Origin of the sequence: Pigmentiphaga litoralis (assembly GCF_014651835.1) — a bacterium.
Classification (GTDB): Bacteria; Pseudomonadota; Gammaproteobacteria; order Burkholderiales; family Burkholderiaceae_B; genus Pigmentiphaga; species Pigmentiphaga litoralis.
In genome coordinates this window covers 2,037,947-2,060,881 of the sequence record NZ_BMXQ01000001.1, presented here as the reverse complement: position 1 = coordinate 2,060,881, position 22,935 = coordinate 2,037,947, and the positions used below count along the sequence as shown (strand labels likewise).

General features: G+C 64.1%; 22 protein-coding genes. 14 read left to right on the top strand and 8 right to left on the bottom strand.

Features of this window, described 5'->3' with window-relative positions; all coding sequences use genetic code 11:
- Window positions 1–196 precede the first annotated feature (196 nt).
- The 4 genes from IE116_RS09290 (at window position 197) to plsY (ending at window position 3,678) form a co-directional block, all read left to right on the top strand.
- Window positions 197–1,189: a tripartite tricarboxylate transporter substrate binding protein BugE gene (locus IE116_RS09290; RefSeq protein ID WP_373302979.1), complete on the top strand. Its 993-nt coding sequence runs from the start codon at window positions 197–199 to the stop codon at window positions 1,187–1,189.
- A gap of 237 nt (window positions 1,190–1,426) precedes the next feature.
- Window positions 1,427–2,362: a site-specific tyrosine recombinase XerD gene (gene xerD / locus IE116_RS09285; protein WP_373303042.1), complete on the top strand. Its 936-nt coding sequence runs from the start codon at window positions 1,427–1,429 to the stop codon at window positions 2,360–2,362.
- Between the two features lie 45 nt (window positions 2,363–2,407).
- Window positions 2,408–2,896 carry a Cys-tRNA(Pro) deacylase gene (gene ybaK, locus IE116_RS09280; protein WP_189611786.1) on the top strand — a complete coding sequence of 163 codons (489 nt, stop codon included), beginning with the start codon at window positions 2,408–2,410 and terminating at the stop codon, window positions 2,894–2,896.
- Window positions 2,897–3,051: 155 nt separating this feature from the next.
- On the top strand, window positions 3,052–3,678 hold the full coding sequence (gene plsY, locus IE116_RS09275; RefSeq protein ID WP_189611785.1) for a glycerol-3-phosphate 1-O-acyltransferase PlsY: 627 nt from the start codon (window positions 3,052–3,054) through the stop codon (window positions 3,676–3,678).
- Between the two features lie 75 nt (window positions 3,679–3,753).
- Here plsY and tsaD read toward each other — a convergent pair whose 3' ends face one another.
- Window positions 3,754–4,794: a tRNA (adenosine(37)-N6)-threonylcarbamoyltransferase complex transferase subunit TsaD gene (gene tsaD, locus IE116_RS09270; protein ID WP_189611783.1), complete on the bottom strand. Its 1,041-nt coding sequence runs from the start codon at window positions 4,792–4,794 to the stop codon at window positions 3,754–3,756.
- 180 nt (window positions 4,795–4,974) lie between these two features.
- Between tsaD and rpsU the strand changes: the two genes are divergently transcribed.
- The 4 genes from rpsU (at window position 4,975) to rpoD (ending at window position 11,113) form a co-directional block, all read left to right on the top strand.
- Complete coding sequence (gene rpsU / locus IE116_RS09265) at window positions 4,975–5,187, top strand: 30S ribosomal protein S21 (RefSeq protein ID WP_179585951.1); 213 nt, start codon at window positions 4,975–4,977, stop codon at window positions 5,185–5,187.
- A 256-nt stretch (window positions 5,188–5,443) separates the two neighbouring features.
- On the top strand, window positions 5,444–5,905 hold the full coding sequence (locus IE116_RS09260) for a GatB/YqeY domain-containing protein (RefSeq protein ID WP_189611781.1): 462 nt from the start codon (window positions 5,444–5,446) through the stop codon (window positions 5,903–5,905).
- Between the two features lie 45 nt (window positions 5,906–5,950).
- The gene (gene dnaG, locus IE116_RS09255) at window positions 5,951–8,062 is read left to right on the top strand and encodes a DNA primase (protein WP_189611780.1); all 2,112 of its coding nucleotides are present in this window, start codon (window positions 5,951–5,953) and stop codon (window positions 8,060–8,062) included.
- A gap of 675 nt (window positions 8,063–8,737) precedes the next feature.
- Window positions 8,738–11,113 carry an RNA polymerase sigma factor RpoD gene (gene rpoD, locus IE116_RS09250; RefSeq protein WP_229828417.1) on the top strand — a complete coding sequence of 792 codons (2,376 nt, stop codon included), beginning with the start codon at window positions 8,738–8,740 and terminating at the stop codon, window positions 11,111–11,113.
- Window positions 11,114–11,234: 121 nt separating this feature from the next.
- Here rpoD and IE116_RS09245 read toward each other — a convergent pair whose 3' ends face one another.
- The gene (locus IE116_RS09245; RefSeq protein ID WP_189611778.1) at window positions 11,235–12,149 is read right to left on the bottom strand and encodes a LysR family transcriptional regulator; all 915 of its coding nucleotides are present in this window, start codon (window positions 12,147–12,149) and stop codon (window positions 11,235–11,237) included.
- A gap of 247 nt (window positions 12,150–12,396) precedes the next feature.
- On the opposite strand from IE116_RS09245, the gene IE116_RS09240 reads away from it, so the two are divergent.
- A complete protein-coding gene (locus IE116_RS09240; RefSeq protein WP_189611776.1) occupies window positions 12,397–13,590 on the top strand; it encodes an acyl-CoA dehydrogenase in 1,194 nt (397 codons plus the stop codon).
- A gap of 57 nt (window positions 13,591–13,647) precedes the next feature.
- Here the strand turns inward: IE116_RS09240 and IE116_RS09235 are convergent, their stop codons facing one another.
- Both IE116_RS09235 and IE116_RS09230 read right to left on the bottom strand, forming a co-directional pair.
- The gene (locus tag IE116_RS09235) at window positions 13,648–14,118 is read right to left on the bottom strand and encodes a GNAT family N-acetyltransferase (RefSeq protein ID WP_189611774.1); all 471 of its coding nucleotides are present in this window, start codon (window positions 14,116–14,118) and stop codon (window positions 13,648–13,650) included.
- Between the two features lie 147 nt (window positions 14,119–14,265).
- Entirely contained in the window at window positions 14,266–16,287 is a 2,022-nt protein-coding gene (locus IE116_RS09230; protein ID WP_189611772.1) for an ABC transporter ATP-binding protein/permease, read from the bottom strand.
- A 161-nt stretch (window positions 16,288–16,448) separates the two neighbouring features.
- Between IE116_RS09230 and IE116_RS09225 the strand changes: the two genes are divergently transcribed.
- Window positions 16,449–16,832, top strand: coding sequence for a hypothetical protein (locus tag IE116_RS09225; protein WP_189611769.1), 384 nt, complete (start codon window positions 16,449–16,451; stop codon window positions 16,830–16,832).
- A gap of 3 nt (window positions 16,833–16,835) precedes the next feature.
- On the opposite strand, the gene IE116_RS09220 is transcribed toward IE116_RS09225, so the two are convergent.
- A complete protein-coding gene (locus tag IE116_RS09220) occupies window positions 16,836–17,720 on the bottom strand; it encodes an ion transporter (protein ID WP_189611767.1) in 885 nt (294 codons plus the stop codon).
- Between the two features lie 155 nt (window positions 17,721–17,875).
- Here IE116_RS09220 and IE116_RS09215 point away from each other — a divergent pair, with 155 nt between their 5' ends.
- Window positions 17,876–18,595, top strand: coding sequence for a GDSL-type esterase/lipase family protein (locus tag IE116_RS09215; RefSeq protein ID WP_189611765.1), 720 nt, complete (start codon window positions 17,876–17,878; stop codon window positions 18,593–18,595).
- 9 nt (window positions 18,596–18,604) lie between these two features.
- On the opposite strand, the gene IE116_RS09210 is transcribed toward IE116_RS09215, so the two are convergent.
- Complete coding sequence (locus IE116_RS09210; protein ID WP_189611764.1) at window positions 18,605–18,901, bottom strand: hypothetical protein; 297 nt, start codon at window positions 18,899–18,901, stop codon at window positions 18,605–18,607.
- A 67-nt stretch (window positions 18,902–18,968) separates the two neighbouring features.
- On the bottom strand, window positions 18,969–19,949 hold the full coding sequence (locus tag IE116_RS09205; RefSeq protein ID WP_189611761.1) for a sensor domain-containing diguanylate cyclase: 981 nt from the start codon (window positions 19,947–19,949) through the stop codon (window positions 18,969–18,971).
- Window positions 19,950–20,152: 203 nt separating this feature from the next.
- Between IE116_RS09205 and IE116_RS09200 the strand changes: the two genes are divergently transcribed.
- Complete coding sequence (locus IE116_RS09200) at window positions 20,153–20,590, top strand: MarR family winged helix-turn-helix transcriptional regulator (protein ID WP_189611760.1); 438 nt, start codon at window positions 20,153–20,155, stop codon at window positions 20,588–20,590.
- Here IE116_RS09200 and IE116_RS09195 read toward each other — a convergent pair.
- A complete protein-coding gene (locus IE116_RS09195; RefSeq protein WP_189611758.1) occupies window positions 20,587–20,811 on the bottom strand; it encodes a hypothetical protein in 225 nt (74 codons plus the stop codon). The genes IE116_RS09200 and IE116_RS09195 overlap by 4 nt on opposite strands.
- A 264-nt stretch (window positions 20,812–21,075) precedes the next feature.
- Here IE116_RS09195 and IE116_RS09190 point away from each other — a divergent pair, with 264 nt between their 5' ends.
- Window positions 21,076–21,846, top strand: a complete 771-nt coding sequence (locus IE116_RS09190) for a helix-turn-helix transcriptional regulator (RefSeq protein ID WP_189611756.1) — start codon at window positions 21,076–21,078, stop codon at window positions 21,844–21,846.
- Window positions 21,847–21,963: 117 nt separating this feature from the next.
- Entirely contained in the window at window positions 21,964–22,917 is a 954-nt protein-coding gene (locus IE116_RS09185; RefSeq protein WP_189611754.1) for an alpha/beta hydrolase, read from the top strand.
- Window positions 22,918–22,935: the final 18 nt, after the last annotated feature.

Here is a 22,935-nt window from a genome sequence, read left to right as displayed (position 1 = left end):
GAAAACCAGAAGGGCAATGTGCACAGCGGGGGCAACCTGTTTGTTATTCTCGACCGCATCCCCCGGAGTCAAAAGCTCAGCACCATCCGGATGAAGTGATTACCGGAGCTGCCGGACGGGGAATTTTCGCAGGGGACGTCCGTATGCCATATCCGCGCATGTCGGCACCAACTATCCATAATAAACAGGAGAGTGCATGAAAACCAATTTGTTCAAGCTTGGCTATGGCGCAGCCGCTGCGGCGGTCATGGCCGTGACCCTTGCTCCGGGCCTGGCCCAGGCGCAGGCCACCTTTCCGAACAAACCCGTGCGCGTGATCGTTCCGTTTGCACCGGGCGGCACGACCGACATCGTCGCGCGCCTGGTCAGTGACAAGATGAGCCGCGAACTCGGCCAGCCTTTCGTGGTGGAAAACCGCGGCGGCGGCGGCGGCGCCATTGGCGCCAGCGAAGCCGCACGTGCCGCGCCCGACGGCTACACGCTCAGCATCGCCACCGTGTCCACGATGGCCATCAACCCGGCGTGCAATCCCAAACTGGGCTACGACCCGATCAAGGACTTCCAGCCCATCACCAACCTGGCGTACACCGCCAACGTCGTGGCCGTGAACCCGAAATTTCCCGCCCAGGACTACAAGGGCTTCCTTGAAGAACTGAAGAAAAACCCAGGCAAGTATTCGTATGGCAGCTCGGGTACCTGCGGCATCCTTCACTTCCTGGGCGAGCTGTATCAGGTCGAGACCGGCGCGCAGATCGTGCACATTCCTTACCGCGGATCGGGTCCGGCCATTGCCGACGCGATGGGCGGACAGGTGCAGATCCTGTTCGACAACCTGCCGTCGTCGATGCCGCACATCCAGAGCGGCAAGCTGCGCGCCATCGCCGTGTCGTGGAAGGAACGCGTCGAAGGCCTGCCGAACGTGCCGACGTTCAAGGAACTCGGCCTCACGGCCATGAATGATCCCGCCTGGTATGGTCTGCTCGCGCCGGCCGGTACGCCGGCCGATGTGGTCAAGAAGCTGCGCGACACCGCCGTCAAGGTGCTGAATGACCCGGCCGTGAAGGAAACGCTGGCCAAGCAGGGCGCCGCCCCCTCGGGCAACACGCCGGAAGAATTCCGCAGCGAAATCCAGAAGGAATTCGACAAGGCCAAGACCATCGTGAAGGCCCGCAACATCAAGCTGGAATGATGATGCCCATGCTGTGACGGCTGACGGTCAGCCGCCGGCAAGGTCTCGAAACCCGCAAGCATGCTTGCGGGTTTTTTCGTTTCTGGTGTGTTGCCTGCGCGGGAAGCCAGGATGTTTTCGTCCTGCCGTTGCGTTGACAAGGCGCGGTGGCATTGCGACCATCGCTGGATGCCCGCTGCTCCCGCCCTGATTGACTCCGCCGTGCCTGCGTCCATTGACGGGGCGTCCGCCGATGCCTTGTCCGCTGACGCCTCTGCCCCGGCCGCGCCCGCCCACGCCGGCCGTTACGACCCTGTCATCGACGTATTCATCGACGCCCTCTGGCTCGAAGACGGCCTGTCGGCCAATACGCTGGCCGCCTATCGCCGCGACATGCAGGCCTTTGACGGCTGGTTGCGGCACGCCCGCAAGGGCAGCCTGGGCGACGCCAGTGCTGGCGATATCGAATCCTGGTTTGCCGCCGTGCATGCCGACACCAAGGCCACGACCGCCAATCGCCGCCTGGCCACCCTGCGGCGGTTCTACCAGTGGGCCCTGCGCACCCACCACGCGGCGTCCGACCCCTGCCTGACCCTGCGGTCGGCCAAGCAGGCGCCGCGCATGCCCAAGACCTTGTCCGAAGCCCAGGTCGAAGCGCTGCTGACCGCGCCGCAGACCGCCACGGCCCTGGGCCAGCGCGATCGCGCCATGCTCGAAACCCTGTATGCCACCGGGCTGCGGGTATCCGAGCTGGTGGGTCTGAAGTCCCTGGACGTCGGCCTGAATGAAGGCGTGGTGCGCGTGGTCCTGGGGAAGGGCGGCAAGGACCGGCTGGTGCCCCTGGGCGCCGAAGCCGCGCACTGGATCACGCTGTACCTGGCCGACGCGCGTCCGGCCTTGCTGAACGGGCAGGTCAGCGACGCCCTGTTCATCACGGCGCGCGGCGGGCCCATGACGCGCCAGGGCTTCTGGCTGATCGTCAAGAAATACGCCCGCGCGGCAGGCATCGCCGTGGCGCTGTCTCCCCATGTGCTGCGGCACGCGTTCGCGACCCATCTGCTGAATCATGGCGCTGATCTGCGGGTCGTGCAGATGCTGCTGGGCCATGCCGACATCTCCACCACCCAGATCTATACCCACGTTGCGCGCGAGCGGCTCAAATCGCTGCATGCCCAGCACCACCCGCGCGGTTGACGCGGCATCCTTCGTCGAACGTCACGTTCCGCCGTCCCGATCCTCATGAGCAAAGCCAGACACGTATCCGAAACCCTTGCGACCCAGTTCCTGCGCCAGCACAAGGTTGCCTTCACCGAACATCCCTACGACTACGTCGATCACGGCGGCACGTCGGAATCGGCCCGGCAGATCGGCGTGGACGAGCACATGGTCATCAAGACGCTGGTCATGGAAGATGAGACCACCCGGCCGCTGGTCGTGCTGCAGCATGGCGACCGCGAAGTGTCGACCAAGAACCTGGCCCGCCAGATCGACGTCAAGAAGGTGGCGCCCTGCAAACCCGAGGTGGCCCAGCGCCATTCGGGGTATCTGGTGGGCGGCACGTCGCCCTTCGGCACGCGCAAGGCCATGCCGGTTTACGTCGAAGCGTCCGTGCTCGAGTTGCCCAGAATTCTGATCAACGGCGGCAAGCGCGGCTATCTGGTGGGGATCGATCCGCAGGAACTGGTACGCCTGCTCAAGGCGGTTCCGGTGTCGGCGGCGCTGGAGTAGCCGGACGCCGTCGTGCCGTCTGGCGGTGCGATCGTTGGGCTTCCTTGCGGAACAGCCCGATAAAAAAACCGCCTCGTCAGCCAGCGTGACGGTCCCGGGATGGGTAGAATTCCCGCCTGTCGTTGCAGCCCGTCGCTGCCCAAGGATTTCTCCGCATGCTTACCGTCGCCGCCGTCGTGCTTGCCTACCTGATCGGGTCGATCTCCTTCGCGGTGGTCGTCAGCCGCGTCATGGGACTGACCGATCCCCGCACCTACGGCTCGAAAAACCCCGGTGCGACCAACGTGCTGCGCTCGGGCAACAAGCTCGCGGCCATCCTGACGCTGCTGGGCGACGGGGCAAAGGGCTATGTGGCGGTCTGGCTGGTGCAGGCTTTCGGTCCGGCCTACAACGTGGGCAACGGCGCCGTGGCGATGGCGGCATTGGCCGTGTTTGTCGGCCATCTGTATCCGGTGTTCTTCCGCTTCAAGGGCGGCAAGGGCGTGGCGACGGCGCTTGGCGTGCTGCTTGCGATTGAACCGGGTCTGGGCTTGGCGGTGCTGCTCAGCTGGCTGCTGGTTGCCGTGATCTTTCGCTACTCGTCGCTGGCTGCACTGGCCGCGGCGGTGCTGGCGCCGCTGTTCTACGTGTTCGGCCATGACGTGGCCTGGGACGCCGACCCTCGCATCGGCACCGCGATTGCGCTGATGAGCCTGCTGCTGATCTATCGGCATCGCGAGAACATCGCCAAGCTGATGGCCGGCAAGGAAAGCAAGATCGGGTCGAAAAAGAAGGCGGGGTAAAGGGAAGCCGGCCAGCTGGCGCCATATGCGGGTCGATGCCTCTGCCGCCACGCTCGGGCACGGGCCACTGCCGCCTCAGGCCACTTCGGGCCGTTTGCCGGCGTCTTCCAGGTTCCACCGTGGCTTGACCGTGAACGCGGTGTTGCGGCTATCCACGTCCACCATCCCGGCTTTCAGACGCATGGCGGCTGCAAAGGCGATCATGGCGCCGTTGTCGGTGCAAAGCTCCAGCGGCGGAAAATACGCCTGGCCGCGCAGCCTGGTCAGGCGCTCGGCCAGCCGCTCGCGCAGCAACCGATTGGCCCCGACGCCACCGGCGATCACCAGCCGCTTCAGGCCGGTCTGTTGCAGCGCCTTGACCGACTTGGCGACCAGCACCTCGACAATGGCGTTCTGCGTGGCGGCGGCCAGGTCGGCCTTGGCCTGCTCGTCGCCTTCAGCCAGCGACTTCATCTTGATCAATACGGCCGTCTTCAGGCCGCTGAAGCTGAAGTCCAGGTCCGGACTGTGCAGCTTGGGGCGGGGCAGGTCGAAGCGGCTGGCGTCACCCTGTTCGGCCAGACGCGACAGCGCCGGCCCGCCGGGGTAGCCCAGTCCCATCAGCTTGGCGGACTTGTCGAACGCTTCGCCCGCGGCGTCGTCCAGCGTTTCGCCCAGCAGGGTGTAATCGCCCACGCCGTCGACCCGCATCAGCTGGGTGTGGCCGCCGGACACCAGCAGCGCGACGAAGGGAAAGTCCGGTCGCGGCGTGGATAGCAAGGGGGACAGCAGGTGCCCTTCCAGATGGTGGATGGCAATGGACGGCAGGTCGCGTGACCAGGCGATCGCCTGGGCGACGCTGGCCCCCACCAGCAGCGCGCCAGCCAGCCCGGGGCCGGCGGTGTACGCCACCGCGCCGACGTCATCGAGCGTCAGCCCGGCATCGGCAAGCGCCTGTCGGGTCAGGGGCAGAATGCGCCGCACGTGGTCCCGGGACGCCAGCTCGGGCACGACACCGCCGTATTCCTGATGCATCTCGATCTGGGAATACAGGGCATGGGCCAGCAGGCCGCGGTCGGCATCGACGACGGCAACGCCGGTCTCGTCGCAGGAGCTTTCGAATCCGAGAACAATCATGATGAGGCCACAAGTAGACAAGGCGGGTGCAGCAACGCGGGTGGCGCCAGCGTCCCGGCAGGGCAGGGCTTTCCCTGAGCAGCCAGAAAGTGTAGCACCGGCCCGCCAGTGCACTGGCATTCTTCTGGCAGACCTGCTATATTGGCAGGCTAATTCATCCAACCCCAAGGCAATTGCTACATGCCCACGATTCGCGTTAAAGAAAATGAGCCGTTTGAGGTCGCACTGCGTCGTTTCAAGCGCACCATCGAAAAGACGGGACTGCTGACCGAACTGCGCTCGCGCGAGTTCTATGAAAAGCCCACTGCAGAGCGCAAGCGCAAGCACGCTGCTGCCGTCAAGCGTCATTACAAGCGTATCCGCAGCCAACAGCTGCCCAAGCGCCTGTTCTGATTGGCTGCTGCAGGTTGGTGTCGCTAGCGCGCCACCAATTCGCAGCGCCATGTGTTGAGGTCGGCGCGGCACTTCCGGAGTGTGTGTTCCATCCAGGTGCGTGTTTCCCTCGGAAGGTGACTCAGGAATTCGCTGTCAACACCAGCCGCTATGGCCTATGCCTAGCGGCTTTTGTTGTTCGTTGTGCACTGACTGCGCGCACCACTGACCTACGCAAGTTTCCCCTGCCTGTTCGACTTCTAGCGCTGAGTATCCCATGAGCGACGCCCCTCTCAAGACCCGCCTTTCCGACGAAATGAAAAGCGCGATGCGCGCCAAGGCGGCTGAACGCCTGGGCACGGTGCGTTTCCTGCTCGCCGCCATCAAGCAGAAGGAAGTGGACGAGCGTCGCGAATTGTCCGACGCCGAGATCACCACCATCATCGAAAAGCAGGTGAAGCAGCGTCGCGAGTCGATCCTGGCCTACGACCAGGCGGGTCGAACCGAAACGGCTGATGCCGAACGTGCCGAAATCGCCGTGCTGCAGGAATTCCTGCCCCAGGCCGCGAGCGAGGAAGAAGTCAACGCCGTGGTTGCCGAGGCCGTGGCCGCCGTGGCGGCGCAAGGCGTGACGGGCGCCCCCGCCATGGGCAAGGTCATGGGTCTGGTCAAGCCGAAGCTGGCAGGGCGGGCCGACATGTCGGAAGTGTCGAAGCTGATCAAGGCGCAGCTGGGCTGAGCCCACGCGTCTTTCCTGAGGCCGACCCTTGCGGGGCCACCACGCATGATCCCGGATTCATTCATTCAGGATTTGCTTGCCCGCGTCGACATCGTCGACGTGGTGGGTCAGTACGTGCCCTTGCGCAAGGGCGGCGCCAACCTGCTCGGCTTGTGCCCGTTCCATAGCGAAAAGTCGCCGTCCTTTACGGTCAGCCCGACCAAGCAGTTCTATCACTGCTTTGGCTGCGGCGCCCACGGGACGGCGATCCGTTTCCTGATGGAGCACACCGGCGCGAGCTTCCCCGACGCCGTGCGCAGCCTGGCCGGCAACGCCGGCATGAAGGTGCCGGAAGAAGAACGCAGCCCACGCCAGCGCGCGGCCCGCGCCCAGCGCGAAGCGGTCGTCTCCCGCCACAGCGACGTCCTGGAAACTGCAAACACCCACTATCGCCAGCAGCTGCGTACCGCGCGGCCGGCGATCGAATATTTGAAATCGCGCGGGCTGTCGGGTGAAATCGCCGCCCGCTTCGGCCTGGGCTGGGCCGGCAACGACCGGCAGGGCCTGAAGGCGGTGTTGCCCAACTACGACGACCCGCTGCTGGTCGAATCCGGCCTGGTCATCCTGAACGAGGAAGGCCGGCGGTACGACCGATTCCGGGAACGCGTGACTTTCCCGATCCGCAATGCGCGGGGCCATCTGATCGGCTTTGGCGGGCGGATCATTGGCAAGGGCGAGCCCAAATACCTGAATTCACCCGAGACACCCATCTTTTCGAAAGGCTCCGAGCTCTACGGCATGTGGGAAGGGCGTACCGCCATCCGCAGCAATGGGATGGTGATCGTGGTCGAAGGCTATATGGATGTGGTGGCGCTGGCGCAGCTGGGGATCGAGTGCGCGGTGGCGACCCTGGGTACCGCGACCACGCCCGTCCACGTGCAGAAACTGCTGCGCGCCAGCGACCTGGTGATTTTCAGCTTCGACGGGGACAAGGCCGGACGCAAGGCCGCCTGGCGGGCGCTGGAAGCCTGTCTGCCGTTGCTGCGCGACGATGCGAGCATTCGCTTTCTGTTCCTGCCCGAAGGGCATGACCCCGATTCGTACGTGCGTGAATTTGGGCCCGATGGCTTTCGCACCGCACTGAAAGAAGCGATGTCGCTGTCGCAATTCATGCTGAGCGAACTGGTGGGCCGCCATCCGATGGAAGAAGCCGAGGGGCGCGCGCGCTGCATCCACGACGCGCGGCCGCTGCTGCAGGCGATGCCGGCCGGCGCCCTGCGGATGCAGGTGCAGCGCGAACTCGCTCAGTTGACGCGGCTGACGCCCGAAGAACTCACGCAGCTGATCCATCTTGAGGACGTGCCCAGCGGCCCGCTTGTCCACGCTGCGTCGGGTCAGCGGGGAACTGTCATGCCGGTTATGCGCTCTGAGTCTAATAGTGGTGAGGCAAGCGGCGCTCACCCAGCCGGCGACGGCCCGCATGATGATGGCCATTTCCCGGACTATGAGCCCGGCATGGACGGGCAGTACGAACCGTACTACGACGACGCGGCCGGCCAGTACGAGCCGCAAGGCAGCCAGGGACATTCTGGCGGGCAAGGTCAGGGCGGTTATGGACAAGGCGGCGGCAAGTACGGCGGCCAGGGCGGCAACGGCAACTGGAAAGGCGGCTCGGGCAAGTCCTGGGGCAAGTCCGACAGGAATTTCCGCGGCCAGCGTGAGTTGCCCGGCGCGCCGCCGCCGGCCCGCCGTGTCGTGACGCCGATCGCCCAGCGCCTGTTGCAACTGCTGTTGACGCATCCGGCCTCGGTCAATCAACTGGATGAAGCGGCCGAAGCCATGCTGTCGAGCACTGCCGGGTTCGAAACGGTGCGCGAGCTGGTTGCGCTGGTTCGCAGCACGGGTGCGTCCCATACGGGCGCGCTGATCCAGGCGGCTGAGGGAACTTCGCTGGCGCAGCCCCTTGTAATGGCCGCCACCGCAACCATCTATGAAGACGAACTGCCTGATCCGGCGGGCGAATTGTTCGATGCGCTCCGAACCATCGAATTCGACGCCGCGGCGCGTGAACAGCAGGCCTTGATCGCGGGCGGACTGGCCGGCGATGAGGCAAAAGCGCGATATTTGGCGTTGAAGGAAAGAATGGCCGAGCTAAAAAAGCCCAGAGTGATAGAATAGAGGGTTACCTCCTACACTCTGCATTGATTTTTACCGGCTGGAAGCGTGAAAAGGTGAAAAGCGCCCCCCGGTCGACAAGCCGAGCTGCAGTACGGAATTAAGCACACCGAATATAGGCGCACAGAATTAACGCACCAAATTTTACGCACCGAATTTAACGCACCGATCCGAACGCCAGACCGACTCCGCATCCAGCACGCAACCGCACGGCACGCCCGCCGTCTGCAACCGCAAGCACTCGTCGCGCTGTCAGGTCATCGTTCCATCGGGGCGCAGTACCCGAAAGGCTGGGCATCACGCCCGGCAGCACCAGAGGACACGTGACGAGGGCACGTGACCGCATTCGCACCAGGGCGCATCGCACTTGTCGGGCACCTTGATTATTGAATACGGTCCACGCAGACCGCAACACGCAGACTGAAACACATTACCCGCGCCGCTGATACAGCGGCCACCCGCAATGCCGGCCTCGCGAGAGGCTGTCGTTGCACGCGGCGTGCGACGCATGCACAACCGCACAGGTACACGGGTGGCGGACCTGCTCAAGGCAGGTCGAACGACAATAGGAGTGGTTGACCGACCATGGCGAAGACGACTGGCAAGACGCTGACTGTAAACAAATCCAAAGCCGAAGGGCAAGACATGGCGAAGGACACGGCGATTGCGTCGACGACGATGGCGAAGCCCGCAGTGACCGCGGTTTTGCCCAAGGACGGCCCGAAGGGCGTGACCGTGACGGTCAAGTCCGCGGGAAGGGCCACGACGAAGATCCTGACCACAACCAAAGCCGCCGCTATGGCTGGCGAACTGGTGGATATGCCTTTGGAACCTATCGATAAACCCGCCGCCGTGGCCAAGCCTGTACTCAAGGCCGCCGCTGCCACCAAGACCACGACCGCCAAGGCCTCGACCAAGGCGCCGAAGGCTGACGCCAAGACGGCAACGGCCAAGGTGGCGCCTGCGAAAGCATTGACCGCCGCGGAAAAGAAAACGGCCGAGAAGAAGCTGGCCGAACTGCTGGCCAAGCCGGCCGGTCGCCGTCCGGGCCGTCCGCCCAAGGACGCCAAGCCCGCCGAAGGCGCGCCAAGTGCCGACTTCGACGACGTGGTCGATGTCGACGCCGAGCCGATTCCCGAAATCAAGATCCCGAAGGGCCGTGGCAAGCGCGGCAAGGCCGATCCGAAAGACCTGATCGCCCGTGGCCCCGTGTCGCCCGAAGAATACGAAGCGCGCCGCAACCGCCTGAAGCTGCTGATCAAGCTCGGCAAGGATCGCGGCTACCTGACGTACGGCGAAATCAACGACCACCTGCCCGATGATCTCGTCGACGCCGAAGCGATCGACGGCATCATCAGCACGTTCAACGACATGGGCATCTCGGTCTACGACCAGGCGCCCGATGCCGAAACGCTGCTGCTGAACGAAAACGCGCCGGTGGCCTCGTCCGACGACGACGCCGAAGAAGAAGCCGAAGCCGCGCTGTCCACGGTGGACTCCGACTTTGGCCGTACGACTGACCCGGTCCGCATGTACATGCGGGAAATGGGCTCGGTCGAACTGCTGACGCGCGAAGGCGAAATCGAGATCGCAAAGCGGATCGAAGACGGCCTGAAGCACATGGTCATGGCGATTTCGGCCTGCCCGTCCACGATCAACGAAATCCTGGCACACGCCGAACGCGTGCGCTCGGCTGAAGCGCAGATCGACGAAGTGGTGGATGGCCTGATCGACCCGAACGACGGCGAAGAGTACGCCGGCTCGGGCGTGACCGCGGCCGACGACGAAGACGATGAAAGCGAAGACGCACCGGCTGGCGGCATGAGCAGCAAGCAGGTCGAAGAACTGCGCGTCAAGTCGCTGGAGAAGTTCACCAGCGTCAAGACATGGTTCGAGAAGATGCGCCACGCCTACGAGCACGACGGCTACAAGTCGGCTGCTTATACCGAAGCGCAGGAAACCATCCTGAACGAGCTGATGGGCATCCGCTTCACGGCCAAGATGGTGGAACGCCTGGCGGATACGCTGCGCGCCCAGGTCGAAGAAGTGCGCAAGCTCGAACGCGCCGTGATGCAGACGTGTATCGACCGTGCCGGCATGCCGCGCACGCACTTCATCAAGACTTTCCCGGGTCACGAAACCGACCTGAACTGGGTGCTGGCCGAAGTCGACGCCAACCATTCGTACTCGGAAACGCTCAAGCGCCAGATCCCGGCCATCCAGGAACTGCAGCAGAAGCTGATCGACCTGCAATCGCGTGTCGTGCTGCCTTTGAAGGACCTGAAGGACGTCAACAAGCAAATGGCCACCGGCGAGGCGAAAGCCCGCAAGGCCAAGCGCGAAATGACCGAGGCCAACCTGCGCCTGGTGATCTCGATCGCCAAGAAGTACACGAACCGTGGCCTGCAGTTCCTGGATCTGATCCAGGAAGGCAACATCGGCCTGATGAAGGCGGTGGACAAGTTCGAATACCGTCGCGGCTACAAGTTTTCGACGTACGCCACGTGGTGGATCCGTCAGGCCATCACGCGGTCGATCGCCGACCAGGCACGTACCATCCGGATCCCGGTCCACATGATCGAAACGATCAACAAGATGAACCGGATCAGCCGTCAGATCCTGCAGGAAACGGGCGCCGAGCCCGATCCCGCAACCCTGGCGCAAAAGATGGACATGCCGGAAGACAAGATCCGCAAGATCTTGAAGATCGCGAAAGAGCCGATCTCGATGGAAACGCCGATCGGCGACGACGACGATTCGCATCTGGGCGACTTCATCGAAGATACGACGACGCTCGCACCGTCCGACGCCGCGCTGCATGGCTCCATGCGCAACGTGGTCAAGGAAGTGCTGGATTCGTTGACGCCGCGTGAAGCGAAGGTGCTGCGCATGCGTTTCGGTATCGAGATGAGCACCGACCAGACGCTGGAAGAAGTCGGCAAGCAGTTCGACGTGACGCGCGAGCGCATTCGACAAATAGAAGCCAAGGCATTGCGCAAGCTGCGTCACCCCAGCCGCGCAGACAAGCTGAAGAGCTTCCTCGAAGGGCAGTAATCACGGGCGTCGCAGCAAGGCGCCGTGCAGAAACCGGACTCTAAGGAGTCCGGTTTTTTTTCGTCCGTCTTTTGTGTCCGTCTTTCTCGTCCGTCTTGTTCGTCCGGCCGGCCCGTCGCCTTCAGAGCTCGACGAGCTGTTCGTTCCGATAAGGTTCTGCTTCCTTACGCAGCCAGTCCGCAAAGGTGCGCAGAAGCGGGTTTTCGGCTTTCCATTCCGGCAGGACCAGGTAGTAGCTCTTGTCCACCCCCGACGCCAGGGGGGATGCGGCGATCAGCTTGCCTGACGCCAGCTCTTCTTCCACCAGCAGAGCCGGCACCAGGGCGATCCCCAGTCCGTGGACGGCCGCCTGAATCAGCATGGAAAACAGTTCATACCTCGGCCCGGCCACGTCATGGTCGTGCCGCACGCCCTGGATGTCGAACCAGGCGCGCCATGCATAGGGCCGCGTGGTCTGCTGCAGCAGCCGGTAGCGGCGGAACTGGCCGGGCGTCAGCGCGCCGTGGGGTGCGATCAACGACGGCGCGCACACGGGCACCAGGCGTTCCGGCATCAGCGCGATGGCTTCCGTGCCGGGCCAATGCCCGTCACCCGCGTAGATGGCCGCGTCGAAGGGCGTGCCTTCGAACAGGAAAGGGCGGCTCTGCGGCATGATATTGACGATGACCTTGGGCGCGCGCGCCTCGAAGCGCTTCAAGCGGGGCAGCAGCCAGCGGGTCGCAAAGGTGGGCACGGCGGCCAGTTCCAGTACTCCGCCTTCGCCCCGGGTGGCCATCAGGTCCAGGGTGTCACGTTCCATTTCCTCAAGCCTGCCGGCCACGGCAATGCTGTAGCTGGCGCCTGCCTGGGTCAGTGTCACGCCGCGCCGTGACCGCCTGAACAGTTTCAGGCCGACAAAGGTTTCCAGGTTGGCGATCTGGCGACATACTGCGCTTTGCGTCAGCGCCAGTTCTTCAGCGGCCTTGGTAAAGCTCTGGTGCCGCGCGGCGGCATCGAAGGCTGCCAGGGCAGCGGTGCTGGGAAGTTTGCGACGCATGCAACGACGACCGTAAGGAAAAAGGTGTGCAGAAATGGCCAGGGAGTGGCGCCCGGACATCGGCGGCGATCATCCAGCATACTCTGTACGGAGTGCAAGAAACGCACAGGTCGGTGCAAAGAACTCGTTTGGCGGATCACCGCCCCATCCGGTATCGTGCTTGTCATCCGACCCCGTGTCGAAGGCAAGCGCAGTCGTCGGGCGCAGACCACGACGCCTGGCACCAAAACACCGAGACATGACGCTTATGCACAAACCTGCCCAATTTCACTGGAACGATCCCCTCTTGCTGGACCAGCAATTGACCGACGACGAGCGGATGATCCGCGACGCGGCGGCCGCTTACTGCCAGGACAAGCTGATGCCGCGCGTGCTGGAATCGTTCCGCCACGAACGCACCGATCCGGAAATCTTCCGCGAGATGGGCGAACTGGGCCTGCTCGGACCGACGATTCCCGAACAATACGGTGGGTCGGGCCTGAACTACGTCAGCTACGGGCTGATTGCGCGTGAAGTCGAACGCGTGGATTCCGGCTATCGGTCGATGATGAGCGTGCAGTCGTCGCTGGTCATGGTGCCGATCAACGAATTCGGCAGCGAAGAACAGAAGCAGAAGTACTTGCCCAAGCTGGCCAGCGGCGAATGGATCGGCTGCTTTGGCCTGACCGAACCCAACCATGGCTCGGATCCGGGCTCGATGGAAACGCGTGCCAAGCCGGTGGACGGCGGGTACTCGCTGTCGGGCTCCAAGATGTGGATCACCAATTCGCCGATCGCCGACGTGTTCGTCGTCTGGGGCAAGCTCAAGGGTGACGATGGCAAGGACGCGATTCGCGGCTTCATCCTTGAAAAGGGCTGGAAGGGCCTGACCGCGCCGGCCGTGCACGGCAAGGTCGGCCTGCGGACGTCGGTCACCGGTGAAATCGTGATGGACGAAGTGTTCGTGCCGCAGGAAAACCTGCTGCCGAACGTGTCCGGCCTGAAAGGACCGTTCACCTGCCTGAACTCGGCGCGTTTTGGCATCGCCTGGGGTGCATTGGGCGCGGCCGAATACTGCTGGCATACCGCCCGTCAATACACGCTGGACCGCAAGCAGTTCGGCCGTCCGCTTGCCGCCAACCAGCTGGTGCAGAAGAAGCTGGCCGACATGCAGACCGAAATCACGATGGCGCTGCAAGGTTGCCTGCAACTGGGCCGCATGAAAGACAACGGCACGGCCGCGGTCGAAATCACGTCGATGATGAAGCGCAATTCCTGCGGCAAGTCGCTGGACATTGCCCGCGTGGCCCGCGACATGCTGGGGGGCAACGGCATTTCGGACGAGTTTGGCGTGATCCGCCACGTGGTGAACCTGGAAGTCGTGAACACCTATGAAGGCACGCATGACATCCATGCGCTGATCCTGGGTCGCGCGCAGACCGGCATCCAGGCGTTCAGCTGATCGTACCGGCTGTCTCCACCATGAAATAGCCCGGCATATGCCGGGTTTTTTTTGTCCTCAGAGCTGTTTTCTGAATAGCACCCGGTGCTGTCCGGGCCCTGCGTAGTCGAGTTTGACCGGAATGCCGTCCACCGCATCGCCGGTATCGACGATCTCGAACCCGAGCTGCGTATGAAAGGCGATCGACCCCGCATTGACGGGCGAGGTGATGCAATGCACTTCCGAGCAGCCGTGCACGGCAGCCAGGTCGAAAAAGCGCTCGTACAGCAGGCCGCCATAGCCCTGCTTGCGCTTGTCCGGAGACACGCCCACCAAGTGGATGTACGCGACGGTGGGCAGGGACTGCGAGACGAAACCGACCAGGAAGCCCTTGATCGCGCCCTCTTCTTCCAGCACGCAACTGGTCGACCCGAAGTGCTCGAAGAACAGGCGCGGCAGCAGCCCGCCAACGGAGCGCCCGCCCCACCATTCATCGAGGACCGGGGACAGCAGTGCGTAGTCGGAAGGGTGCAGCGCGCGAATGTGCATAGGGCGAATCTTTGGAAAAACCTGAACGGGGGCGGATGCGAACGTGGCGCCGGAGGCGACGCGATCTGCGAACCTTGATGGGCCTGCGGCCCTGCAACTGTTTAGCATCTTTTCAAAAAGATGACGCGGATTTTAGCGTGCGAGCGGTCACCCCGCCGGACATGCCGGCAGCTCGCCGGTCCGCACGGAGGCCTCGCCGCCCCGCCTTGCGTCATAGCGCAGGTAACGGTCATGCCAGCGGGCAACCGTACTGCGGTGGGCGATGCTGATCAGGGCCGCGTTGGGCAGCCGTTCGCGGATCAGCCCGTACATGGCCGCTTCGGTGTCTTCGTCCAGCGCTGACGTCGCCTCGTCCAGGAACAGATAGTCGGGGGCCTGCAAAAGCGCCCGCGCGAACGCCAACCGCTGCTGCTCGCCTGGCGACAGGGTCGTGGACCAGTTGGCGACGTCCCGCAGGCGCTCGATCAATCCGTCCAGCCGACAGGCGCGCAGCACCTCTCGCAGGGCGGTTTCGGCACGGGCGTCGGATCGGGACGGATAGCACAGCGCATCGGCCAGCGTGCCGGCCGGCAGGTAGCTTTTCTGCGGCAGGAACAGCACGCGGGCGTTCTCCGGACGATCGACCGTGCCGCGGCCATAGGGCCAGATGCCCGCCATGGCCCGGAAGAAGACGCTTTTGCCGCTGCCCGACGGGCCGGTCACCAGCCAGCGTTGACCGCGCTCGATCGTCAGCGAAAACGGCGACGTCAGTTCGCGGATGGGCTGCGCGCCGGGCACGGCCACGCGGCCCGACCGGGCCTGCGCCGTGGTCTCGAAGGATCCCGCGTCATCGGTCACATTGGAGCGTGCGAACCGCGTGTCGGGCACCGCCAGGACCAAACCGTCGGCGGTCATGGCGGGCAGGCCGGCTGCCGCGCCACGGTCAGGCGCCTCTGGGCTGGCACGCCGGGATGCGTCGCCGACGCTACGGTCATTCCCTTCGATGCCGCCGTTCGCCTTCCCCTGCGTCACGCGGATGCCATGCTCGCCGTCCGCATGGGCGCGGTCGTTGTCGGTGGCCAGGATCGCCGCCTGGAAGTCCAGCACCCGGTTGGACGCCGCCTGCCAGCTGACCAGCGATGCGTAACTGTCCACCAGCCATGACAGGGCGCCCTGAACCTGTCCGAAGGCCGAGCTGATCTGCATCAGGCCGCCCAGTGTCAGTTCCCTGGCGAAGTAGCGGGGCGCGGCAACGATCAGCGGGAACACGATGGCGATCTGGCCATAGCCCGCACTCACCAGGACCAGCCGGCGCGAATAGCGCATGAGCCAGCCCCAGTTGTCGCGGATGCTGCCGAACCGTGTCAGCAGGCTGGCGCGTTCGGTCGCTTCACCGTGATACAGGGCAACGCCCTCGGCATTTTCACGCAGGCGCATCAAGGCATATCGAAAGTCGGCTTCGCGCTGTTCCTGCTGGAAGCTCAGGCCGATCAGGGGTTTGCCGACCTTGTGCGTCAGCCACGAGCCCGCCACGGCATACAGCACGGCGAACCACACCATATAGCCGGGGACGGTGATCGGCGTCGCGCCAAGGTGAAAGGTCAAGGCCCCCGACACTGACCACAAGATGGTGATGAACGACGCCAGGGTCACAACGGAGTTGAGCAGTCCGAGCGACAGGGTCAGGCTGTCGCTGGCCAGGGTGCGCAGGTCATCGGCAATCCGTTGGTCGGGGTTGTCGGTCGCGTGCGCCTGCTCGATCCGGTAATAGGCCTGGCCATCCAGCCATCGGGTCAGGAAGTCGGTGGTCAGCCACGTGCGCCAGCGCATCTGCAGCATCATCGTGTAGTACTGCTTGAAGACGCTGACGACGATAAAGACGGCCGCAATGGCGCAGAACGCCAGCAGCTGCTGGCGAAATGCCGGAAAGTCGTGGGCTTCCAGCGCGTTGTAGAACACGCGGTTCCAGTTTGTCAGCCATACATTCACGCCCACCAGCGCCAGGTTCAGCGCGACCACCAAGGCCAGCAGGGCAAGACCGGCACGGCCGTCGCGAGACACCCAATAGGGCTTGAGAAGCCCCCAGGTATCCCGTAGCCGGAGTCTGCTGCGTGCGTCGTGGCGTGACACCCGTGCGGCAGGGTCGGGCAGGGAAGGGAAAGGGGGGCTGGAGCTTGCGGGGGACGTCATGGCGCCTCGTTCATCGTCGGTCGGATGCGCGAGGAACGGTTCAGCCCGATGTCAGCGAAAACGACCGGTCCGCCAGGGTGTGACCGCAAGAACGACCCAGGGTTTCATGACAGGCATGCGGCTTGCGTTGATGCGAATATTCACAGTCGCCGGAGACATCCATGCCACGCACCGCATCCCCGCTCAAACCCCTTTTCAGCGCCTTCCTGCTGGGAGCCGCCACCGTTGGCATCCTGAAGCTGCTGGCGCGCACGCCGAGCCCCACGACGTCGTCCCCGGCAAATCCTGCCGATACCGGTAATCGCCGCTCCAGCCTGCGCTCGCGCCCCGGTGGCCGCGGACCGCAACGAGCCGCCAAGGCGCCTTATGCGCAGGCCTTGTCGGACGCGGGCGGCGCGCCTGATGAACGGCCTGCCGGCACGCCCGCGCCGCCCGAAGAAGCCAAGCGCACGTCCGCCATCGGCGACACGTTCAGCGCGGGCACGGCCGGCGAAGTCACGCCCAGTGCCGATACCAAGGGCGGCCTGGGGCAGGGTGGGCGCTGAGCCTCAAGGCGCAGCCTCCTCGGGCAATTTGGTCGAGCAGTGCTTGCAGAAGGTGGCGTCCGCATCATGATCCGTCGTATTACAGACGCCACATTTACGTTCCGACTTCTGCTGGCGTGCGTGCTGGGCATGGGCCATCGTCATCTCGACCGTGAAGATGCCGGTCGGCACGGCCAGCACGCCCCACCCCAGCAGCATCATCAGTGACGCAATCAATCGGCCCAAGGTGGTGTGCGGCGTGATATCGCCGAAGCCCACGGTGGTGATCGTGCTGATCGCCCAATAGATGGCGGCCGGGATGCTGGTGAAGCCATGCTCGGGGCCTTCGACCACATACATGATCGTCCCCATACTCAGCACGATCAGGGACACCACCGACAGGAACACCAGGATCTTGCGGGAGCTTGCCTTGAGCGCGCGCCCGAGCATCAGGTATTCGTCCATGAAGCGCGGCAGCTTGAAGACCCGGAAGATCCGCAGCAGGCGCAGTACCCGCACGCCGGTCAGAAAGTGCAGGCCCGGCACGAACAAGGACAGAAAGCTGGGAAGTATCGCCAGCAGATCGACAATGCCGAAGAAGCTGGTCGCGTAGCGCAGCGGCCGCTGCACGCTGAGCAGCCGCCCGATATATTCGACGGTGAACAACACGGTGAAGATCCATTCCAGGACCTGCAGGATGTCGCCATACCGATTGACGATCGCTTCCACGCTGTCGGCCATCACGACCAGCACACTGAGCAATATCGTCCAGATCAGGGCCTGGTCGAAGCGCCGGCCGCCCGGAGTGTCCGCCTCGAAAATGACGGTGTAGACACTGCGGCGCCAACCGCTGTCCGGCTTGCCATGCAGCGAACGATCGGCGGAGGGATGGGGCGACGCGGGGGCCACGGCAATTCCTTTCAAGAGCGATGCGTGATGCTAACGCACCGGCCATGTTTCGGACCCGGGTTCACGCGGGGTGATCGTCAGGGTGCACACCGCGCCGGGGCGGCTCCGCTACACTCGGGCATCTGTCCCATTCTTCTGATATCGCGCGCCCTGCAATGAAACTTTCTGCCCTGCTGCCCGGCATGATGGCCGCGATTGGGGTGCTGGCTGCCGCCAGTGCCTTGGCGCAGTCGCCGTCGCAGTCACCGTCACAAGCGCCGTCACCCTTGCCAAACGCACCACAGCAGCACGCACCGCCCCTTGCCGTCACAACGCCGCACTATGCCGAACGCAAGGCAGGTTTTGTGCAAGACATGGCACGCCGCGACGTGGTCATGCTCGGCGACAGCCTGACCGAAGGGGGCGACTGGACGTCCTTCTTTCCGGGCAAGGCGATTGCCAACCGGGGGATAGGCGGGGACACCACCGAAGGCATGGGCCAGCGGCTCGACTCGGTGCTGGGCGTGTCGCCCCGCAAGGTGTTCGTGATGGCCGGCATCAACGACATTGCCACCTTCAAGAAGCCAGTGACCGAAGTCTTCGAGCACTACAAGCGCATCATCGACACCCTGACCCGCGCCAAGGTCCAGGTCATCGTGCAGTCGACGCTGTTGACCGGGCCGGCGTTTCCGCCCGCGGTGAATGCGGCAGTCAAGGACTTGAACGGCCGCCTGCATGCGCTGTGTGCGCGGGGTCCGTGCGTGTATGTGAACCTGAACCCCGTGCTGGCGCCGACCGGCACGCTGGACCTGCGCTACACCAGCGACCACCTGCATTTGAACGCCGCAGGCTACCAGGCCTGGGTGCAGGCCATTACGCCAACGATGCAGCGCTAGGCGCCCGAATCAGTGCCGGGCGAGCCGGACTTCAAAGTAGGCTTCCTGGGCTTCACCCAGGCCATTGAAGCCTTCCTGCTGCGCCCGCGACGCAGCTTTCTGCCAGCGCACGGCCAAGGCCTTTTCGTCTTCGGACAGGTCGCCTTCGGACGAGTCTTCGGCCGTCATCCAGGCCTTGAGCGCCGGACCGATGGCATCCACGCCGCCAATGGCGCGTTCCAGCGTCTTGGCATACCGCCGTTCGGCCTGTTCACGAACGTTGGCGGGAATGTCGGGAAAATCCTGCAGGGTGACGGTGTACGACATGAGGCAAGCTCCGGAAAGAATACTGGTTATTTATACAGTATCTTTCGCGGCAAGCGCAATCGCGATGCTAGGACTGCGGTACGGCTGTGGAACGCTTGCTGCGTTTGTGTTCGTACATTTCCTTGTCCGCCACGCTTAGCAGGTCCTGGATGGTCTTGTGCCGGTTCGGATCCAGTTCGACCGACCCCACACTGAACGCCAGCGTGTAGCCGCGCTGGGTGGCCTGGTTGTAGGCATCCACGGCAGCCTGCAGGCGCTGCCGCGTGGCCGCCAGCATGCCAGTCTCCATCGACGTCACCATCACCACGAATTCATCACCGCCCAGCCGGCCCACCACGTCGGATTCATGGAAGACGTCGAGCAGCAGGCGGGCAAAGCTGACCAGCGCACGGTCGCCTTCGGCATGGCCAAAGGTGTCATTGATCTGCTTGAAGCCGTCCAGGTCGAAAAACAGCAGGGTGGCAGGCAGCTCGAGCCGGGTACACAGGCCGATGGCATGCTGCGCCAGGGCTTCGAAGCCCCGGCGGTTCGACACCATCGTCAGTTCGTCCATCGTCGCCAGCTGGATGGCCGCGATTTCCTGTTCGGCCATGCGCGCCAGGTCACGCAGCAGCGCCTTGTCTTCTTCGCCGAACTCACGTTCGTTCTTGTCGATCAGGCACAGGGTGCCGAGCTTGCTGCCGTTCGATACCCGCAGAGGGCATCCGGCGTAGAAGCGGATGTGCGGCTCCCCGAGCACCAGGGGATTGTCCGAAAACCGTTCATCGAGCGCCGCATCGGGGATCAGAAGGATGTCGTCTTCGAGGATGGCATGACCGCAAAACGATTGGTCGCGCGGGGTTTCCGGCACGTCCAGGCCCTGGCGCGACTTGAACCACTGGCGATTCGTATCGATCAGGCTGACCAATGCGATCGGCACGCCGAACAAACGTTTGGCAAGACGGGTCAGGCGGTCAAACCGCTCTTCGGGAGCAGTGTCCAGAATGTTGAGCGCCCGTAAAGTGTCGACACGGGTCGGCTCGTCTGTCGGGGTAAGTGGCGCTTTCATCGAAATCCTTGTTCTTGACGCGTAGTGCGGCGCAGGCCAGGGGCCGTTGCCCTTCCAGGTCATCATTACGCAGTATTGCTTATATCGACATTATTGACTACCGTGCGGGCGCCGCAGGATGTGCCGCGGCACCGGGCTTCGCGCTGCCTGTCGGCCCGGTCAACTTGGCGGCGGCCGATTCCGGCCGCATCGACACCCCTTTCATGACTGTTCCTTCAGGCTTTCCGGCCACCCTGTCGCTCGCATTCCATCGTGCCTCTGCCGTTTTCAACACCAGCATGCAGGCTGTCCTGCGTGAACATGGCCTGACCTTGACGCATTGGCGCGTGCTCGCGTTTCTTGCGGAGCACGGCGAACGCAGCGTCTCGGCCCTGGCCGCCGAAACCGGCCACGATCAGACGACCCTGTCGCGCGCCCTTACGGTCATGGAAGCCGCGCAATGGGTCGAGCGGCGTGCCACCGTGCGGGATCACCGCGTGGTTGCCATCCACTTGCTCAAGGACGGCCGCAAACTGTTCCGCAAGGCCATGCCGCTCGTGGCCGACCTCGAGGCCATGGCCTTCGACGGCCTGACCGCCAAGGACCATGCGGTGCTGGGCAGCGCGCTGGCCGGTATCCAGCGCAACCTCGACCCGCGCTAATCCGGCGCTTCCGATGTCCGCACCGTCTCGGGCGGCTCCGTCAGGAACGCCGCGACGTCGCCTTGCGGCAGGTGGGGCAACTGGAGCCAGTCGTCCGTGCCCGGTGTCCCTGTCGCGGGCATGACCAGGCGCCACAAGGTTCCATCGTTGGCAAGCACAACCAGCGCGGCATCGGCCTCGCCAATCCGCGCACTGGCAATCTGTTCGACCATTCTGACCATCGTTCACCTCCTGAGGGTTCGAGCCGGGCGGCCCGCTGCAGGGGTGCTGCGCTGTCCACCCGTAACATCCTGTGTCGCGCCCACACGCCGGTCCCGGCGCGCCCGGCATGGGTGGGGACCGTGTGGCGCACGCAGCAGCACGTTGCATCGAGCGTTCCCGCCGGGGGTTCAGCTCCAGTGCTGCGCAACGGCAGAGCACAAACGGTAGCAACGCGTCCGCGTGGTTGAGCTAGGATTGACGGCCGAGCCCAGCGGACAGAGGTCATGCGCACGGTCATCCTGATCGAAGAACATCCGATTCAATTTCACGGTCTGGAACAGCTCATCTCCGACATGGAGGGCGCCTGGCAGACCACGGGGTGCACGGCGGTGGAACTGAAGGACGCGGCCAAGACGGCGTCGGCCGACCTCATTCTGTATTCGATCCCCCGCTTTGACCTTGGCCTTGAGAAGGCCATGCCTCTCGTTCGGGCCATGCGGACTGACAAACCGACCTTGCTGATGTGCGAGGACCCGGCCGATATCGCGGTATGGGAACCGTTGCCGCCTCATGTGCGCGGGTCGATCCCCACGGCATCCAGCGTGGCGCTGATCCGGGCAGCCATGAAGCTGGTCCTGTCGGGCGGGCAGTGTTTTCCGCAGCACCGCCCCGATCTGCCGGACCGGGCAGAACACGCCGCCGGCGAGCCGGCTGGCGAGCCTGTGGATCCTGCCGAACACGAACGCGCATTGCTCGGTCTTACCAAACGACAGTACGACGTACTCGTCCACTTCTCGCGCGGGGCCACCATCGAGGATGTCGGCGCGGCAATGAAGATTTCGCTGGCCACGGCGCGATCGCACGCGCATTCGCTCTATAAGGCCATGCAAGTGTCGGGCAAGACGGAAGCCGTGTTCGCGGCGGTGGCGCTTGGCGCAACGCTGTCGTGGGTTCCCACGGCCCAGGCCATGGCGCGCGGGCCGGCAAGCCGTCCGCACTATGTGGATCGCCCACTGAATCGCGAGTTCGGCTACCAGCAGTTGTCGCTGTTCTGATTGCCCGATGGGCACGGCATTTGCATGAAGCAGGGGATTCCCATGTGCGAGCATCGGGCCCGCGTCATAAGGCGACACTGAGCGGGCCGATGCGCGCCGACCTCTTCAGGATCCGCCATGCTTGCGCCCGTTTGCCACGATGCCATCGCCCTGTCCAACCTCCAGCTGCACTGCCTGGACTACGGCGGCGACGGCCCGCCGCTGCTCCTGCTGCATTCGCTGTCGGGCAACACCCGCCTTTTTGACGGCTTGATTGCCGCCGGCTTGAGCCCTGCCTGCCGGGTGCTGGTCCCGGATCTTCGCGGACGGGGCCGGTCCGACATGCCGTTGACAGGCTACTCGCTCGATGCAGGCTGCACGGACATCCTTGCCTTGCTCGACCATTTCGGTCTGGACCGCGTGGTGCTGTGCGGGCATTCGTTCGGGGGCTTGCTGGCCTTGTACCTGGCTGCTCATCATCCGGAACGCGTGAGCCATCTGGTCATGCTAGACGCAGCAGTGCAGATGCACCCGGCCACGCCACTCATGACGGCTGCCGTGGCCGCGCGTCTGGACCAGGTCTATCCGTCGGCCGAGATCTATCAGGGCGCCATGCGCTCCGCGCCCTTCGTTGCGCCGTGGCATGACGCCATGCAAGGCTTTTTCGATGAAGAAATGCAGCCCTTGGCGATGGGCGCCGTCACCACACGCACCCGGGCCTATGCCGCCGGCCTGGCTGCGTTGCACATCTTTGGCGAAAGCACGCGAGACTGGTGCCGCAACGCGCGGCGCGTCCAGGCGCCGACCCTGCTGGTGCAGGCGACCCAGCCGTTCCTGATGGGCATGCCGATGGTGCTGGATCACGATGCAGAAGAGACGATCAGGAATCTGCCGCGAGCCACCCATCGCCGTGCCATCGGCAATCACTTCACCATGCTCTACGGGCCGGGCGCCCAGGCGATTGTTGACGGTGTCATCGATCTGCTTGCATCAAAGCCCGCACCCGACACACCCTTGCTCGCATCCGGCCCATCCGTCAATGACGCCGATGACGCAGTTCAAGAAGAGGAGGGCGCAGCCACCCCGCGTTGATAGACAATCCGCCAGAGG

What these genes read in the sequence shown, in the direction of transcription:
- IE116_RS09235 (WP_189611774.1), bottom strand. Translation starts at nt 14,118, where the DNA reads ATGCACATTCGCGCGCTGCACCCTTCCGACTACGCACTGCTGTCCCCG.
- IE116_RS09205 (WP_189611761.1), bottom strand. Translation starts at nt 19,949, where the DNA reads ATGAAAGCGCCACTTACCCCGACAGACGAGCCGACCCGTGTCGACACT.
- IE116_RS09290 (WP_373302979.1), top strand. Translation starts at nt 197, where the DNA reads ATGAAAACCAATTTGTTCAAGCTTGGCTATGGCGCAGCCGCTGCGGCG.
- IE116_RS09195 (WP_189611758.1), bottom strand. Translation starts at nt 20,811, where the DNA reads ATGGTCAGAATGGTCGAACAGATTGCCAGTGCGCGGATTGGCGAGGCC.
- rpsU (WP_179585951.1), top strand. Translation starts at nt 4,975, where the DNA reads ATGCCCACGATTCGCGTTAAAGAAAATGAGCCGTTTGAGGTCGCACTG.
- IE116_RS09245 (WP_189611778.1), bottom strand. Translation starts at nt 12,149, where the DNA reads ATGCGTCGCAAACTTCCCAGCACCGCTGCCCTGGCAGCCTTCGATGCC.
- rpoD (WP_229828417.1), top strand. Translation starts at nt 8,738, where the DNA reads ATGGCGAAGCCCGCAGTGACCGCGGTTTTGCCCAAGGACGGCCCGAAG.
- IE116_RS09260 (WP_189611781.1), top strand. Translation starts at nt 5,444, where the DNA reads ATGAGCGACGCCCCTCTCAAGACCCGCCTTTCCGACGAAATGAAAAGC.
- IE116_RS09210 (WP_189611764.1), bottom strand. Translation starts at nt 18,901, where the DNA reads ATGTCGTACACCGTCACCCTGCAGGATTTTCCCGACATTCCCGCCAAC.
- IE116_RS09215 (WP_189611765.1), top strand. Translation starts at nt 17,876, where the DNA reads ATGAAACTTTCTGCCCTGCTGCCCGGCATGATGGCCGCGATTGGGGTG.
- dnaG (WP_189611780.1), top strand. Translation starts at nt 5,951, where the DNA reads ATGATCCCGGATTCATTCATTCAGGATTTGCTTGCCCGCGTCGACATC.
- plsY (WP_189611785.1), top strand. Translation starts at nt 3,052, where the DNA reads ATGCTTACCGTCGCCGCCGTCGTGCTTGCCTACCTGATCGGGTCGATC.
- IE116_RS09240 (WP_189611776.1), top strand. Translation starts at nt 12,397, where the DNA reads ATGCACAAACCTGCCCAATTTCACTGGAACGATCCCCTCTTGCTGGAC.
- IE116_RS09185 (WP_189611754.1), top strand. Translation starts at nt 21,964, where the DNA reads ATGCTTGCGCCCGTTTGCCACGATGCCATCGCCCTGTCCAACCTCCAG.
- IE116_RS09200 (WP_189611760.1), top strand. Translation starts at nt 20,153, where the DNA reads ATGACTGTTCCTTCAGGCTTTCCGGCCACCCTGTCGCTCGCATTCCAT.
- IE116_RS09230 (WP_189611772.1), bottom strand. Translation starts at nt 16,287, where the DNA reads ATGACGTCCCCCGCAAGCTCCAGCCCCCCTTTCCCTTCCCTGCCCGAC.
- ybaK (WP_189611786.1), top strand. Translation starts at nt 2,408, where the DNA reads ATGAGCAAAGCCAGACACGTATCCGAAACCCTTGCGACCCAGTTCCTG.
- tsaD (WP_189611783.1), bottom strand. Translation starts at nt 4,794, where the DNA reads ATGATTGTTCTCGGATTCGAAAGCTCCTGCGACGAGACCGGCGTTGCC.
- IE116_RS09225 (WP_189611769.1), top strand. Translation starts at nt 16,449, where the DNA reads ATGCCACGCACCGCATCCCCGCTCAAACCCCTTTTCAGCGCCTTCCTG.
- IE116_RS09190 (WP_189611756.1), top strand. Translation starts at nt 21,076, where the DNA reads ATGCGCACGGTCATCCTGATCGAAGAACATCCGATTCAATTTCACGGT.